The 14,992-nt window shown below is 56.0% G+C and carries 12 protein-coding genes and 1 tRNA gene; 5 read left to right on the top strand and 8 right to left on the bottom strand.

What is annotated here, in order from left to right:
* Positions 1–122 precede the first annotated feature (122 nt).
* Positions 123–1,481, top strand: a complete 1,359-nt coding sequence (locus tag J7380_RS15700; protein WP_209196683.1) for a cytochrome P450 — start codon at positions 123–125, stop codon at positions 1,479–1,481.
* Between the two features lie 16 nt (positions 1,482–1,497).
* On the opposite strand, the gene J7380_RS15705 is transcribed toward J7380_RS15700, so the two are convergent.
* On the bottom strand, positions 1,498–2,625 hold the full coding sequence (locus tag J7380_RS15705; protein ID WP_209196684.1) for a response regulator: 1,128 nt from the start codon (positions 2,623–2,625) through the stop codon (positions 1,498–1,500).
* 303 nt (positions 2,626–2,928) lie between these two features.
* On the bottom strand, positions 2,929–3,675 hold the full coding sequence (locus J7380_RS15710) for an acyl-homoserine-lactone synthase (RefSeq protein WP_247742582.1): 747 nt from the start codon (positions 3,673–3,675) through the stop codon (positions 2,929–2,931).
* Between the two features lie 557 nt (positions 3,676–4,232).
* Between J7380_RS15710 and J7380_RS15715 the strand changes: the two genes are divergently transcribed.
* Entirely contained in the window at positions 4,233–5,174 is a 942-nt protein-coding gene (locus J7380_RS15715) for a response regulator (RefSeq protein ID WP_209196685.1), read from the top strand.
* Positions 5,175–5,245: 71 nt separating this feature from the next.
* Here the strand turns inward: J7380_RS15715 and J7380_RS15720 are convergent, their stop codons facing one another.
* The 6 genes from J7380_RS15720 to J7380_RS15745 all read right to left on the bottom strand — a co-directional run bounded on the left by J7380_RS15720 (position 5,246) and on the right by J7380_RS15745 (position 11,739).
* The gene (locus J7380_RS15720) at positions 5,246–6,838 is read right to left on the bottom strand and encodes a GMC family oxidoreductase N-terminal domain-containing protein (protein ID WP_209196686.1); all 1,593 of its coding nucleotides are present in this window, start codon (positions 6,836–6,838) and stop codon (positions 5,246–5,248) included.
* Positions 6,838–7,950, bottom strand: coding sequence for a sn-glycerol-3-phosphate ABC transporter ATP-binding protein UgpC (gene ugpC, locus J7380_RS15725; RefSeq protein WP_170352692.1), 1,113 nt, complete (start codon positions 7,948–7,950; stop codon positions 6,838–6,840). The genes J7380_RS15720 and ugpC overlap by 1 nt, the downstream gene beginning before the upstream one ends.
* Before the next feature lie 6 nt (positions 7,951–7,956).
* The gene (locus J7380_RS15730; RefSeq protein WP_170352691.1) at positions 7,957–8,838 is read right to left on the bottom strand and encodes a carbohydrate ABC transporter permease; all 882 of its coding nucleotides are present in this window, start codon (positions 8,836–8,838) and stop codon (positions 7,957–7,959) included.
* A complete protein-coding gene (locus tag J7380_RS15735; RefSeq protein ID WP_209196687.1) occupies positions 8,838–9,731 on the bottom strand; it encodes a sugar ABC transporter permease in 894 nt (297 codons plus the stop codon). Before J7380_RS15735 ends, J7380_RS15730 begins: the two co-directional genes overlap by 1 nt.
* 101 nt (positions 9,732–9,832) lie before the next feature.
* The gene (locus J7380_RS15740) at positions 9,833–11,083 is read right to left on the bottom strand and encodes an ABC transporter substrate-binding protein (protein WP_209196688.1); all 1,251 of its coding nucleotides are present in this window, start codon (positions 11,081–11,083) and stop codon (positions 9,833–9,835) included.
* A gap of 566 nt (positions 11,084–11,649) precedes the next feature.
* Positions 11,650–11,739, bottom strand: a tRNA-Ser gene (locus tag J7380_RS15745).
* 201 nt (positions 11,740–11,940) lie between these two features.
* Between J7380_RS15745 and J7380_RS15750 the strand changes: the two genes are divergently transcribed.
* Genes J7380_RS15750 through tmk form a run of 3 tightly spaced genes read left to right on the top strand, consistent with a single transcriptional unit; the run spans position 11,941 to position 14,890 of the window.
* Positions 11,941–13,086 (top strand): SPOR domain-containing protein, encoded by a 1,146-nt coding sequence (locus tag J7380_RS15750; RefSeq protein ID WP_209196689.1) that lies wholly within the window; start codon positions 11,941–11,943, stop codon positions 13,084–13,086.
* A gap of 16 nt (positions 13,087–13,102) precedes the next feature.
* A complete protein-coding gene (locus J7380_RS15755) occupies positions 13,103–14,269 on the top strand; it encodes a D-alanyl-D-alanine carboxypeptidase family protein (protein WP_348539117.1) in 1,167 nt (388 codons plus the stop codon).
* A gap of 12 nt (positions 14,270–14,281) precedes the next feature.
* Entirely contained in the window at positions 14,282–14,890 is a 609-nt protein-coding gene (gene tmk, locus J7380_RS15760; RefSeq protein ID WP_209196690.1) for a dTMP kinase, read from the top strand.
* Positions 14,891–14,992: the final 102 nt, after the last annotated feature.

Consider the following 14,992-nt stretch of genomic DNA (forward strand, 5'->3'; position numbering starts at 1 on the left):
GCTGGCCTATGCCGGTAAAGACACAACACTGTGCGTTATAAATTAACGATTTTATTGCCTTTTTGACCCCCTTACCCCTTAATGCAGGAACAGGCTAGCGAGACAAACAAAGAGGTGGGGTTGTGGTCGCTATTGGAAAGATAGAAGCCAATCACGAGGGTGTGACACCCGTTTCGGCACGGCTTGCCGAAGAGCCGGTCACATTGCTTCAATTCGCTCGCTCGGCAGGGCGCAACATGCTTGAGGTCATTCCCGCAGAAACGCTGCGCGAAACTTACGTCCGGGGTCCGCTGAATATCCACTATATCTGCGAACCCGAAATGATCACCGAGTTGCTGGTCGGCCAGGGGCGTGCTTTCCCCAAAGCGAAATTTACCAAGGACATTATCGGATCAGCCGTCGGGAACGGCCTCATCCTGTCCGAAGGAGAGAAATGGCGGAAGCAGCGGCATCGCTACTCGCCCTTATTTGCGGCACGCAACTTGCCGGTTCTGGCCCGCCATTTTGCCGCAACTGGGATTGAAGTAGCGGATTCATTGGCCGAGCATCCCGGGCCAGTCGATGTGGCCCAGGTTGCGCCTGCCTCAACACTGACCAATATCTCTCGCGTCATTTTTTCGGGCAATGAAGAAGTCAGCGCTGAGCAGATCCGCGTTGGACTGATCGCATATTTCAATTATATTTCAGACCTTTCTCTGTTTGACTTAATGGGCCTTCCGAAATGGTTGCCGCGCAAGAAATGGCTCAGCAGCAAGGCGCCAGTTACCACTATGCGCGATCTGGCCCGCCAGGTGATCGACCTGCGTCGTGCTGAAAGCCGCGATGAGCCTGAAGACTTTTTGGATCTGATGATTGAGGCTTTAAAGTCGGATTTCGAAGATGCCGAGACGACAGTGGACAACCTTTTGACCTTCGTGGTCGCGGGGCACGAAACTTCGGCCAACGCGCTTGCATGGGGGTATTACCTGCTGGCGCTGCACCCAGAAATGCAAAACCGCATCCGACACGAGATCATGTCGGCTCGACCGGACGGCCCCGTGGAGTATTCCGATTTGGAAAACATGCCGCTGCTGAGGGCCCACATCAAAGAAACGCTTAGGCTGTATCCATCAGCCGCATTTTTTGCCAGGGACGCAGGCGCTGAACTGGACATAAACGGTGTTAAGATCGAAGACGGTGACGCGTTGTTCTTCCCCGTATACTCGTTGCATCGGAATGAGAAACTGTGGGACGAACCTGATCAATATCGTCCTGAACGTTTTCTTGGCGGGACCGTACCCCGAGGGCAATATATACCTTTTGGTGCCGGACCGCGCATATGTATAGGCGCTCAATACGCCGAGACGGAAATCATGGTTCTCATGGCCTCAGTGCTGCGCAAAGTCGCATTTTCGCTGTCAGACGAACCGTTGCCAGAACCGGTTTTGACTTTCACGATGCGCACTAGCGGCCCGCTTGTTTTGAATGCCTCACCTGTCTAGGCAGGACATTGTTGGCTCAACCCCGGTTCAGGTAAGTCTGGCTACCGTACATCTCTCGCAACACCGTTTCGAACAAACTAGCTCGAGGCTTGGTCTTGTTGGACGAATGTGGCGTCTGTTCTTGCGTCGCCTGCTGCCCGGCCGGAGCGCCCTTTTCGCGCAGTTCCAGCTTCGCGACGGCCTTGTCGAACGCAGCAAGAGCACCCGATTTAGACAACGCCCTCATTGAGATTGGTGTACTCATGACCGTGCGGATATCGCCTGATACGTTCCGCTGCGCTAAAATCTGAGCGAATTCTTTATTGAGTTGATCTTCACTTGGGAGTTTCGCTGCGCAATACCGTCCATGCGTCACGACCAAATAGATGCCGCTGCCACGGTATGAGAAAATAGCTTCGGCCTCGGCTGTCCCAGTCTGAATGCTTTTTCCAAGATCCGCGATGATGCGACGAAATTCTCCGAAGTCGTTCAGATCAAAGCGAAAGGCTGCATCTTGCAACCTGATGGCGGTCACCCACGAGTCAAATAAACGACTGCGGCCCAGTTGTTCGATATAGTTATCGAATTCGACATAACGCAGACACCGTTTCAGACCGTCGACAGACAGAGGGTCCTCAAAGCTGAACTGCTGGTTGTAGTCGAGAACGTTTTGCAGGTTCTTGACCGAAACCGATGAAATCCGGCTGCGGACCCTTTCCTGCATCAACAGATGAGCCGCATTCATGCGACTGCGCAACTCGAAGAAATCAAACGGTTTTGTAACGTAGTCAAACGCACCTTCAGCAAAAGCGTCCTCGACATGTTTTCGGTCGCTCATGGCGGTCAGCATTATGGCAGGCGTTTCCGAGTTTCCGGGTGTGTTCCGTATCCGTCGCAGCAATTCGATCCCGTTGGTACCGGGCATCTGAATGTCCAATAGAAGGCAATCGAACGGTGTTTCCGCCTCTTTAATAACCTGCAGCGCTTGGTTGGCGGAACTGGCAACAGAGACCTGACAGCTTTCAAACTCGGCCAAAGCTGTTTGCAACAGCTCAAGAATTCCCGGTTCGTCATCAACAGCCAGCACTTTCAGAGGCGTCCGCTTCAACGCGCGCATGTCCAATTTGCGCTGGAATTCATCACTTGTCGGAGTCGTATGCTTCATGACTGGTCAACCGCTTTCAACCTGTTAAACAGGCTCAGAATAGAAAACGACTAGGACGAAACAGCGGCAAAAATCGCAAAAACCTTGGGTAAATTGGGTTTTTTCTTGGCGTTATTTTGGCGGAAGCTCTCAGACCTAAGGTCGCCGAGCACCAAGACTTAAAAGGTTTTCATGTTTAATCTTAACGACTTAGCAGCACATCACCCAGCTCGGGGTCAAATCAAACCCTGACACAATCTACCAGTCGCGGACAAATCGCTCAAGTTGTTTTACCGGTCCTATGATCGAGGGCTCGGATCAGTGTTACGACGTACTGTGGATATTGAACAAAACCGACTGGCTTACTGTACCGTCGATCGAGAACTTTGCCCCGACCGGAGCAGCCCCAACACCCAATCTGCGCGACCACCGTGCCCAGACTGAAGGAACGATGCCCAGGATGCGTGTCGCGCCGTTTTCTTCTGCCGTAGCGGTCATCCTGAAAAACAGTTCTTGCTGCACGGCCAACCTGCGAGAAGCCGGCACGCTCTCGGTGACAAAAAACCGGGACGCCTCCCAGATCTTTGGGTTCGACGGTGCCTCGAAAAACAGGATGTCCGTCGGAAGATCGCGCAACAACCCTTTCTGTGCATCCCGCAGCATATAGGTGTAGGCCCCACACCGCGCGTTCGTCGGCAAAAGGCGAACGCCCGCCAAAACCTCGCCGAACTCATGCAGAACGACCCACCGGCAGGCCGGTGTGTCATATTGGTCAAACTCCATCCCATCCGCCTCACCTACATTCCAGTGCAGGCGATCGATGAAGATCGCTTTTCGAGTCTCGAGATATTTTGCCAACAATGTGCCGTGCTCGTGCATGTTGCGAAAGCTCATTGCGGTCGCACGGACATTCCCTAGCTCGCGCTTGCGATCAGGCGTGTCGCGCTTGAACGCAAATAGCTTACGCCGTGCCGACGGTTGGGGCACGGGTTGGGCCGTATTGGCTGGCTCCAGGTCCGGAAATACCTTGGACGCTGAGTATGCCTGTTCATACCTGAGTGGTCGGTCCATATTTTGCTCTTATTTTAGACACACTTATGACAAGATATGAATCGCTGCGTCTACAACTAAATGATGTTTTTTCCGGTAATCGCGTCATTGTGTGGCGAATTCACATCCCATACAAAACATTGAGCATTCAGGGCGAGTTTTTGGCATATTTAGCATGCGGTTTTGCGAAAAATGCACTGTATCGTGGTTTCAACCTGATTAGACAACGCCTTGAATCATCATCGCATTCCTCAACTCGCCAGTTTCAGAGCTTACACCATCGTAAAATTTAACCTCTCGCGGGCTGGTGATTGTGAATCTGTCATTCTGCATCACTTCTCCGCCCAACCTATGATTGCCGCGACCGGCCCTAACGAACCGAACATGTCAGTTTCTGCGGCTAGTATGACTGGACCCGAAAAAAAATATTCGGTCACTTCCACGCCCAGCGTACGTCATCCTTTTGCCGTTTTTCTCGGACAGCCTGCGTGTAAGCGATATTCAACGCCCCTCCTGCCTTTGAGCGGCACTTTTTGAGTCCTCAAGGTCAGCATGGTGGCAAAGATTGGTGACTGTTCATGCGTATACTTGCCGTAGATGACGACCCCAGTATCCTGGAGCTTCTGACTTGCGTTCTGGGGGCTTTTGGGTACGAAGACGTAGTGACTGCTCGCAGCGGTCAAGAGGCGCTCGACATCCTTGCGGAAACGACCGAGATTTTCGATTGTCTTTTGCTTGACGTCCAAATGCCCGAAATGAACGGCATCACACTTTGCGAGCATGCGCGCAATCTTCCTGACTATCAGTTTACGCCGATCATCATGATCACCGCGATGGTGCAAAAGCAGTATATCGACGAAGCGTTTGAGGTCGGCGCGACGGACTACGTGACGAAACCGTTCGAGTTTGCCGATCTAAAACAACGGCTTTCTGACGCCTACAGGCTGGCAGCTGAACGACGCGCAGCCATCGAGGTGATTGAAGCGGATGTGTATGCCGTCAACGATTCCGAGATTAACACCAATTTCCGCCTTAGCGATCCGCTCTATTTCGGTGATCTGCCCGGTTGTATCGGCTTGGCCGAGTTTGAGAACTATGTCGTACAATTGTCGACAATGCACTCACGCGCGTCCAAGATGATGGCCGTCAAAGTGGCTGAGGTCGACGATATCTTCCGAACCACAACTTCGGTGGAATTCCGCGAAGCCATGGCGGCCGCCGGCAATGAACTACTGACTGTCTCGCAGGAAGGCCGGAACTTTGCCACCTACTGGGGCAATGGCGTGTTCCTGCTGATACATGAAAGCAAGCCAGGTGTTTCCGCTGCCGAGTTGCAACACAAACTTGCCAATCGCTTTGTGAAAGGCTCGCATGGCAGTGTGTCGGGGCAGGATTTCTCGTATCATGTTGGCGAAGTGGTCGCCCTGCGCGCCTCGTCAAAGATGGAGGCATTGTTCCTGATCGACAAGGCCGTTGAACTGGCAGACATCCCAAATACTCCGGTTGCCAGGTTCGGCTAATCCAGGCCGAGCCAGGGAAAGCCATTTCCAAAACGCACTAAAAGTTTGCGCGTTCGCAGTCGCGCGGGCGGTTACAGGGACATACCGTGATCCAGTTTGATCATGTCGGCAGCTTTCTCACCGATCATGATTGAAGGGGCATTGGTGTTCGATGAGTTCACCGTGGGCATGATTGACGCATCCGCAACCCGCAAGCCATCGATCCCATTGAATCGCAGACGTGGGTCCAAAACCGCACCGTCATCCACCCCCATGCGGCACGTCCCGGCACAATGGTGCGATGTTTTTGAGTGCACGCAAATAAAGTCGAAATAATCCTGATCTGTTCGAATATCCGGCCCTGGCAGTCGCTCGGCCAGAATAAAGGGCTTCAAAGCGTCTTGGGCAAGAATGCGCTGCACCAGCTTTAACCCACGGATCGACATCTCTCGATCATAAGGATCCGCCAGATAGTTCGGGTCGATCAAGGGCATCGCCAATGGGTCCGCGCTTTGCAAACGCACTGTCCCACGTGATCGTGGACGCAAGAAACATGCGTTGAGCGTGACACCGCCGTTCGGCATCGCTTGAACCCCGGCCTCAATCCCTGTCCCCAGGCCCAGATGCATCTGTATGTCAGGCGAACGAGCCTGTGAATCGGCATACCAAAACCCTCCGGTCTCAAACAGGCTCGACGCAACAGGGCCATTTCGCGTGAACACGTATTTCAACGCCGCCAGAGCCGAAAAGGGCAGCTTGGCAAACCGATCATACGTATGCGGACCAGTGACCTCGCAGATTGCGTATAGATCCAGATGATCCTGTAGGTTCGCACCAACCTGTGGCTGATCGTATGTGACTTTAAGCCCCAAAGACTCCAAATGATCGGCGGGGCCTATACCGGACAGTTGCAGAAGACGCGGTGATCCAATGGCCCCACAGCAAAGGATCACCTCGCGCGCCGCGGTCAGAACCGAGCCATCCATCATCTCGATCCCGGCCACCCGTCCATTTTCGATCACCAGTCGATGAACCTGCGCGCCGGTACGAATTGATAGGTTTTGACGGTTGCGGTTCGGAGCAAGAAACGCCATCGCCGCCGAAGACCGACGTGCATTTCGCTGGGTCAGTTGGTAATAGCCTGCCCCATCCTGCTGATCACCATTAACATCGTACGTTTTGGGAATACCAACCTGCCCGGCGGCCTCGATGAAGGCATCGCAGATCGGCAAGGGCGCGACAGGCCTCGAGACTCCCAGCGGTCCGCCTTTACCGTGGAACTCATCCTCGAAACTGTCGTTGTCTTCGGACTTGCGGAAATACGGCAAAACGTCGTCGTAACTCCATCCGACGCAGCCCAATTGTCGCCAATCATCATAGTCCTGCGCAGCGCCGCGGGTGTATATCTGCGCGTTAATGGAGGAGCCGCCCCCGATCACCTTGGCTTGAGTGTAAGGAAACACTTTGTTCTGCATGTGCCTCTGGGGCACGGTGGTCCATCCCCAACTGCCTATGCCCTTGGTCATCTTGGCAAACCCGGCAGGCAGATGAAAAAGCGGGTGCCGATCCGACGATCCAGCTTCAAGCAATAGGACCGTGGCCGAGGTATCTTCGGACAAACGCGCCGCTATCACCGACCCGGCCGAGCCCCCGCCGACCACTATGAAATCATACCCTTCGGGCATCACGGCGTGATCCGCATCTCACTTTCGGGATCGAACGCCACAGCCTTTTCCATGTTCACTGCAAAAGTGAAATCCTGCCCCGGCGCGACCTCGGCGTCCGACCGCATACGAGCGATTACGTCCCGCCCACCCAACTGCATCGATACGAATGTATCCGAGCCCGCCGGTTCGGTCACAACAATCCGATTGCCCATCTGTGCAATGTTCGAGGACTTGCGATCCGCGCCATCCATATCAGTGATCGTCTCAGGGCGAATGCCCAGCAGGATTTCGCGCCCGTCCCACGCGGCCAGGTTATCCTGACTGAACGGTAGCTGTGTCATGGACCCGTCATGGACGGCCACCTCGGCATGGGGTCGCCCGTTCAGCACCACCACTTTGGCCGGCACCACATTCATCGCGGGCGACCCCATAAAGGTTGCTACAAAGATATTGGCGGGTGTGTCGTAGATCTCTTGCGGCGTACCCAATTGCTGCACGTAGCCGCCGTTCATCACCGCGATGCGGCTGGACAGCGTCATCGCCTCGATCTGGTCATGGGTCACGTAGACAATGGTCGTGCCAAGATTCTGGTGCAGCTTCTTGATTTCAGTCCGCATGTCCACGCGCAGCTTGGCATCGAGGTTCGAGAGCGGCTCGTCAAACAGAAACACATCCGGGTTGCGCACCAAGGCCCGCCCCATGGCAACGCGCTGCCGCTGACCGCCCGACAACTGGCCCGGTTTGCGATCCAACAATTGCTCGATTTGCAACAGCTTGGCGACCTCTGCCATGGCCTTTTCACGTTCAGGCTTGGGCACGCCGTGCATCTCAAGCCCAAAGGTGATGTTCTGCCCAACGGTCATGTTCGGGTACAAAGCATAGCTTTGGAACACCATGGCGATGTTGCGGTTCGACGGGTGGACGCCGTTCATCACCTGATCCTTGATGCGGATTTCACCGCTGGTGATTTCTTCCAACCCCGCGATCATGTTCAGCAGGGTCGACTTGCCACAACCCGAAGGGCCAACCAGCACCAGAAACTCGCCCTCTTGCACCGAGATATCGACCTTGTGCAAAACCTCGACCGCGCCATAGGACTTGGTTGCGTTATCTATGTCCAGAAAACCCATCAGGTCTTATCCTTTCACCGAGCCCGCCATCAGGCCGCGGACGAAATACCGACCGGCCACGATATAGACGAGCAGAGTTGGCAGGGCCGCCAAAATGGCCCCTGCGAAATGAACGTTGTATTCCTTTACCCCCGTGGATGACTGCACCAGATTGTTCAGTGCCACGGTCATAGGCTGGCTGTTGGCATCAGCGAACGAAGCCCCAAATAGGAAGTCGTTCCAGATGTTCGTGAATTGCCAGATGATAGACACCACCGCGATTGGTCCCGAACTGGGCAACAGGATGCGCCAGAAAATCTGGAAGAACCCTGCCCCATCGATCTGCGCGGCGCGGATCAGCTCGGTCGGGAAGACGGCATAGTAATTGCGAAAGTACAGCGTGGTAAAGCCAATACCATAAACCACATGCACCAGTGCAAGGCCCCATGTGGTACCCGCCAGACCCATCAGGCCCAGCATCCGCGCCATTGGGATCAGCACGATCTGGAACGGGATGAAACAGGCAAACAGCATCAGTCCGAACAGGATGGTGTCGTACTTGAACCGCCATTTGGTCAGCACATAGCCGTTCAGCGCCCCCAAAATGGTCGAGACGATCACCGCCGGCACCACCATTTTGATCGAATTCCAGAAATAGGGCTTCAGCCCGGTCGGATCGACCCCGATCTGGGCCGAAGACCACGCCTTGAGCCAAGGCTCAAGCGTGAAGACCTGCGGCAGGTTCATCATGCCGCCGCCAGTGATCTCTTCCAGAGGTTTGACCGAGTTCACCAGCATCACATAAAGCGGCAGCATATAGAACAGGGCAAACAGCAGCAGCACCAGATAGATCAGAGTACGCGTGACGCGGCCCGTGCGAATTGCGGTGTCTTGCGAGGCTTGGCTCATCAGTGTTTCTCCCGCAATTCAGCGTACAGATACGGGATCATGATCGCCGCAATGGTCATCAGCATGATCGTGGCCGACGCGGCGCCGATGCCCATCTGGTTCCGCGTGAAAGTGTAGGAATACATGAAGGTCGCGGGCAGTTCGGTCGCGCGGCCCGGCCCGCCCCCCGTCAAGGCAATCACAAGGTCAAAGGTCTTGATCGCCAAGTGGCTGAGGATCACGAAGGCCGACAGGAAAGCGGGGCGCAATTGCGGGATGATGATCCGGCGATAGAGGTTCCAGTTCGAGGCCCCGTCCATCTGCGCCGCGCGCAGGATTTCATTGTCGATCCCCCGCAGCCCGGCCAGAAACATCGCCATGACAAAGCCACTGGTCTGCCAAACAGCGGCGAGCACAACAGTATAGATCGCAAAGTCGCGGTTCTTGATCCAGTCAAACTCGAAACTGGTCCAGCCCCATGTTTGCATGACATTTTCCAGCCCGATACCGGGATCCAGAAACCACTTCCACGCGGTGCCGGTGACAATGAAACTCAGCGCCATGGGGTACAGGTAGATCGGGCGCAGCAGCCCCTCGCCGCGGATTTTCTGATCAAGGAAAATCGCCAGCCCAAGCCCTATACAGGTGCAGATCACGATATAAAGCCCCGCGAAAATCCCCATGTTCTTCAACGAGATTTCCCAATGACTTAGCCGCCACAGTTTGTCGTAGTTTTCCCAACCAACCCAGCCATATGTCGGCAGAATACGGCTATCGGTAAAGGACAGGTAGACCGAGAACAGAATGAACCCGTAGACAAAGACCAGCATCATCGCCAGCGACGGCGACAAGACCAGCTTGGGTATCCAGTTCTGCAGACGAGTTTTGAAATCCGCGTCGGCCGATGAAGCCATGGCGCGCCCTCCTGCTTGGCGTATTGGGGAACCGGGGGCTTGTCACCCACGGTACGACAGGGCGATTTTCAGGCCGCCCTATCGAAAGGATCACAGGTGGATCACTTGGCGATCGAGACAGCGTCGACCAGCTCGGTCACAGCCGTTTCGCTGTCATATTCGCCGTTAAAATGCGCGGTCACCACGTCATAGATCGCGTTTTTCACTGATGCAGGTGCTGCATGGCCGTGCGCCATCGAACCGAACAGGTTGCCAGAAGACGCTGCGGCAGCCAGATCTTTCATGCCTTGCTGACCACAAGCATCCAGATCGCTGCCATCCACGTCGGTCCGGGCCGGGACGGAACCCTTCACCTTGTTGAACGCAATCTGGAAGCTCGGCGACAGAATGGCGCTGGCCAACGCGGCCTGTTCGGCCGAAACCGAACCGCCTTGATCGAACATCATGAACTGGTCGGCATTGAAGGTGACTTGATCTTGCGTACCTGGGAAACGGAAACACAAGAAGTCCTGCCCCGGAACCTTACCGGCGTTTAGGAATTCACCTTTGGCCCAGTCACCCATCATCTGGAAACCAGCCTCACCGTTGATGACCATGGCGGTGGCCAGATTCCAGTCGCGTCCCGAGAAGTTCTCATCCACGTTGTCGCGGACAAAGGCCATACGGTCGAAGGCTTCTTTCATGGCGTCACCGCCCAGCGTGTCCTCGTCCAGATCGATAAAGGCGGCCTTATAGCCGTCCGGCCCCAGCGTGGACATTGCAATCGCGTCAAACACGGTTGCGTCCTGCCACGCCTGACCGCCATGCGCGATCGGAGTGACCCCGGCCGCTTTCAGGGTCTCAACCGCCGAAACGAACTCATCCCAGTTGGTGGGTTGCGCGATACCGTTTGCATCCAGAACCGCCTTGTTCGCCCAGACCCAGTTGGTCGAGTGCACGTTCACCGGGGCCGCAACCCATTTGCCGTCGCTCTTGGCGAAGGCTTTCAGCGCATCCGGGACCACATCGTCCCACCCTTCTTTCGCGGCGACATCGTTCAGGTCTGCCAAGGCACCCTGATTGGCCCAATCCAGAATATCAAAGCCAAGGGCCTGAACGGCAGTCGGTGCATTGCCAGCCGTGACACGGGCGCGCAAAACGGTCATAGCCTGCTCACCGCCGCCACCAGCAACCGGCATATCGGTCCATCCGATACCCTGCCCAGACAGGTCGTCCTTAAGTACGTTCAGCGCGGCAGCTTCACCACCCGAGGTCCACCAATGCAGAACCTCGACCTCTTCAGCTTGCGCCAGGCTGGTCGTAGCCAGTAGCCCTGCCACAATCAGAGATTTTGTCTTAAGCAGATTACGCATTCTTGTTTCCTCCCTAAATGCGATATCGTTGAACGGACCTTTTGCAGGCCCTTTGTCTTGCGTTTTGCATTACCCAACTGTCCCAGACATCGCCGGGACGAAGGGTCGCCCAACTCACCTCGAAGACAAAACGAACAAGTCATGTCCGCTGTCCCTCCCGCGTCTGACTGGCCCTAATGAGGTCAATTCAACCAGACTTTGATCCATCAGGCCCCGCTTCTGAACGGCGGGCGCTTCAAAGCAAAAGTGACATCGTCACCCTGATCTCTGCCGATGGACTGTAAGCGCTATCATTGGTCACCAAGAATGGTTCGTCCAGTGTTTTCATAGACAAGCTGGGCACAACCGATGCAGGTGACCGGTCCGTGCTGTCTGGAAAAGACCGTAGTATGACCGCTTGGTCCGACACCTTTCATCGCCACATAACTTCCAACGACGTTATAATAACGCTAAATCGGGCCGCATTGGATGTTGCCGTGGATCAGAAATCTGAGTGGCTTAATTTCGCGGTGTGCAGATTGCGATTAGGCGCGCGTTTAACCAACGCTTCAACCTATGAGCGCAAGTGGCGGGGAGACAGGGATTCGAACCCTGGGAACGCTCTCACGTTCAACGGTTTTCAAGACCGCCGCATTCGACCACTCTGCCACCTCCCCGCGTGATGCTGGGTCTAAGGCGAACGCAAACCGGTGGCAAGACCAAATAGGGAATTCTTGCCGAAGCTGTCGCAGCGGTCTTTCCTTGATACCTTGCTCACGCTATGATTGGGCCACAAACCGTATCAGACCGGCGTTGCAGAACCGGCGAAACGCGGTGGGGTTCAGAAAACCGACCCCTTACAGGCAAGGGATAACACGATGGATCGAGCGACCGAAACACGCGCAAAGCCGCTGGCGTTGGCGGTTCTGGCCGTGATGTCTTTGGTTCTGGCCGGATGCGAAGAAGCACTTGAAACCGGCAACGAAGCGACCGAGGCGTCTTCGGACAGCACCCAGAACTCAGCAAAACGAGAGATTTTCCCCGAAGCGACCGGAAACCCCCGTGACGATGTCGAGGCACCCGAGGTGTTCGCATTGACCGAGGCCGGGTTGTGGGATGGCCGTCCGTCCCTTGGTGGAATCTGGGTCGCACATCCTGATGTCACCCAGCCAGAGCGCGTCCGCATCAAGAACACCGCAAACAACAAGACAGTCACAGGCGCTTTGTTCCGGCGAGAACGCAACTTGCCGGGCCCTGCATTGCAGCTTTCGTCTGACGCAGCAGTAAAGCTTGGCATTCTCGCCGGTTCTCCAACACGGGTCGAGGTCGTCGCCCTGCGGCGTAAACCCGTCGAGCCTGCGCCAAAAGCAGAACCGGAAACCGCTCCGGAACCCGAAGTCGCAGAACCGGTTACAGGCGACACTCCGACCGAAGATCAAACCGCCGAGGCCGAAGATAAACCCAAGCGGAAGTGGTGGCAGAAAAAGGAAACCGCCGCTGCTGCTGCGGGCACTGCCGCTGTGGCAGCGGATACCGCCGCCGAGACCACGACCGAAGTTGCCGAAACTGCCGTGGAAGCTGCGCCTGAGGTGGCGACTTCCACTCTGTCTGATCCCGAAGTCACCCCGCCTGCGGACGCGTCCACCAAGAAGAAATGGTGGCAAAAGAAATCTTCTGACGAAATCACCCAGACATCGCTCGACCCGATTGAAGGGGCTGCGGCGGCGATTAAGGCATCTGAACCAACTCCGCCCACCGCTGCGGCATCGGCAGAATCCGATACTGCTTCGGTATCCAAACCATATGTTCAGGTTGGCACATTCAGCGTCGAAGAAAATGCTGAAAGCGCTGCCCGAAAAATTCGCCGCAATGGCCTGACAACCGAAGTACGCGAGTTAAAAACCGGCGAGAAATCAGTCTGGAGAGTTCTTGTCGGCCCCGCCAAAACCCGGGGCGAACGCACCGCTTTGCAGCGCGACGTCAAGGATCTGGGCTTTACCGACGCTTTCGTCGTCAAGAACTGAAAAGCAGGAGGTTACTGTGCTGTCCACTTTGCGATCATCCGTTCTGGCAATGGGGTTGGCGCTGACCGCTCTGCCCGCCTTCGCCTTTGATACAACCGCCCGCGCAGCCTATGTGATGGACCAGACAACAGGCACTGTGCTTTTGTCGAAAGACGCCGAACAACCCTTGCCCCCTGCTTCAATGTCGAAGCTCATGACCCTATATGTCGCGTTCGAGGCGTTGCGGGATGGGCGACTTACCCTGAACGAAACCCTACCCGTGTCTGAACACGCCATGAGCTATGGCGGCTCGACGATGTTCCTGAACACACAAGACCGCGTGTCGGTCGAGGACTTGCTGCGCGGCATCATCGTTCTGTCCGGCAATGACGCCTGTGTTGTCATCGCCGAGGCGCTCAGCCCTGACGGAACCGAGGCGGGTTTCGCTCGGTATATGACCCAGCGAGCGGAACAGTTGGGCATGGACAATTCCACTTTTGCCAACTCGAACGGCTGGCCTGCAGCCGGGCACATGATGTCGGTTCACGATCTTGCCATACTGGCCGATCGGTTGATCACAGATTTCCCAGAATATTATCCCCTGTTCGCCGAGGAAGAGTTTGAATTCGATGGCCGCGCGCCCTCGAACAAGCGCAACCGCAACCCGTTGTTGAAATTGGGGATCGGCGCGGACGGCCTGAAAACCGGCCACACGCAAGAGGCAGGCTATGGCCTTGTCGGCTCGGCCAAACAGGGCGATCGCAGGGTGATCTTCGTGCTCACCGGTCTGGACAGCACCGCCACGCGCGCAGAGGAGGCTGAGTCCGTGGTTAACTGGTCGTTTCGAAATTTTGTCGAGAGGACAATTGCCAACAAAGACGCGCCGATAGCCGAGGCAGAGGTCTGGATGGGGGCGCAAAAGACGGTTGGCCTTGTCCCCGAAGACGATCTGAACATCCTACTGCCGGTTCTGGGCGACGAAAACGTAGCTGCCGAGGTCGTCTATGACGGCCCGATCAACGCTCCGATTGCCAAGGGGCAGAAACTGGCCGAACTGGTCATCAAGCCTGAAGGTCTGCCCGAAATTCGGCGCCCTCTGGTCGCAGTACAGGATGTGGCCACGGGTGGTTTTCTGGTTCGGATGATGACTGTCGGAGGGATCGTTCTGACCGATGTGATCGGCAACCCTCTGGACGCTTTTTGACAAGGGCACCGCGTGTTTCTGACATTTGAAGGCATTGATGGGTCGGGCAAGTCCTCGCAGGCGCGCATGCTGGCCGATCACTTGCGCGGATTGGGCCGCGACGTTGTTCTGACCCGCGAACCCGGCGGTTCAGCCGGGGCCGAGGAAATTCGTCGGCTGGTACTGGAAGGTGACCCGGACCGTTGGTCAGCCGAGACCGAGCTGCTGCTGTTCACTGCCGCTCGCCGCGACCACCTGGAACGCACTATTGAACCAGCGCTGGCGGCAGGAAAAGTCGTAATCTGCGACCGCTTCGCCGACAGCACCCGCATGTATCAGGGCATGTCGCGCGGCAATCTGCGCCCTCTGGTGGATCAGTTGCATAAGCTCATGATCGGGCGTGAACCCGACCTGACCGTCCTGATCGACATGGACCCGGAAATCGGCCTGTCCCGCGCCAAAGGGCGGCAAGGCACAGAAGAACGGTTCGAGGATTTCGGACTGGAATTGCAACAGAAAATGCGCTCCGGATTTCTGGCGCTGGCCGATGAGTTCCCGGACCGCTTTCGCGTGATTGATGGCAACCGGGACATGGACAGTGTGGCCCGCGATGTGACAGATATCGTCCTGCAATCCTTGTGACGGACGACCCATGAGCGACGACACCCCCACCCCGGATCAGGCCCCCGGCTGTCTCTTATACACATCTCCGAGCCCACGAGACAGGCAGAAATCTCGTATGCC

It is taken from the genome of Ruegeria sp. R8_1, assembly GCF_017743815.1.
Taxonomy (GTDB): domain Bacteria; phylum Pseudomonadota; class Alphaproteobacteria; order Rhodobacterales; family Rhodobacteraceae; genus Ruegeria; species Ruegeria lacuscaerulensis_A.

What these genes read in the sequence shown, in the direction of transcription:
- J7380_RS15705 (WP_209196684.1), bottom strand. Translation starts at nt 2,625, where the DNA reads ATGAAGCATACGACTCCGACAAGTGATGAATTCCAGCGCAAATTGGAC.
- J7380_RS15710 (WP_247742582.1), bottom strand. Translation starts at nt 3,675, where the DNA reads ATGGACCGACCACTCAGGTATGAACAGGCATACTCAGCGTCCAAGGTA.
- J7380_RS15715 (WP_209196685.1), top strand. Translation starts at nt 4,233, where the DNA reads ATGCGTATACTTGCCGTAGATGACGACCCCAGTATCCTGGAGCTTCTG.
- J7380_RS15720 (WP_209196686.1), bottom strand. Translation starts at nt 6,838, where the DNA reads ATGCCCGAAGGGTATGATTTCATAGTGGTCGGCGGGGGCTCGGCCGGG.
- ugpC (WP_170352692.1), bottom strand. Translation starts at nt 7,950, where the DNA reads ATGGGTTTTCTGGACATAGATAACGCAACCAAGTCCTATGGCGCGGTC.
- J7380_RS15730 (WP_170352691.1), bottom strand. Translation starts at nt 8,838, where the DNA reads ATGAGCCAAGCCTCGCAAGACACCGCAATTCGCACGGGCCGCGTCACG.
- J7380_RS15735 (WP_209196687.1), bottom strand. Translation starts at nt 9,731, where the DNA reads ATGGCTTCATCGGCCGACGCGGATTTCAAAACTCGTCTGCAGAACTGG.
- J7380_RS15740 (WP_209196688.1), bottom strand. Translation starts at nt 11,083, where the DNA reads ATGCGTAATCTGCTTAAGACAAAATCTCTGATTGTGGCAGGGCTACTG.
- J7380_RS15750 (WP_209196689.1), top strand. Translation starts at nt 11,941, where the DNA reads ATGGATCGAGCGACCGAAACACGCGCAAAGCCGCTGGCGTTGGCGGTT.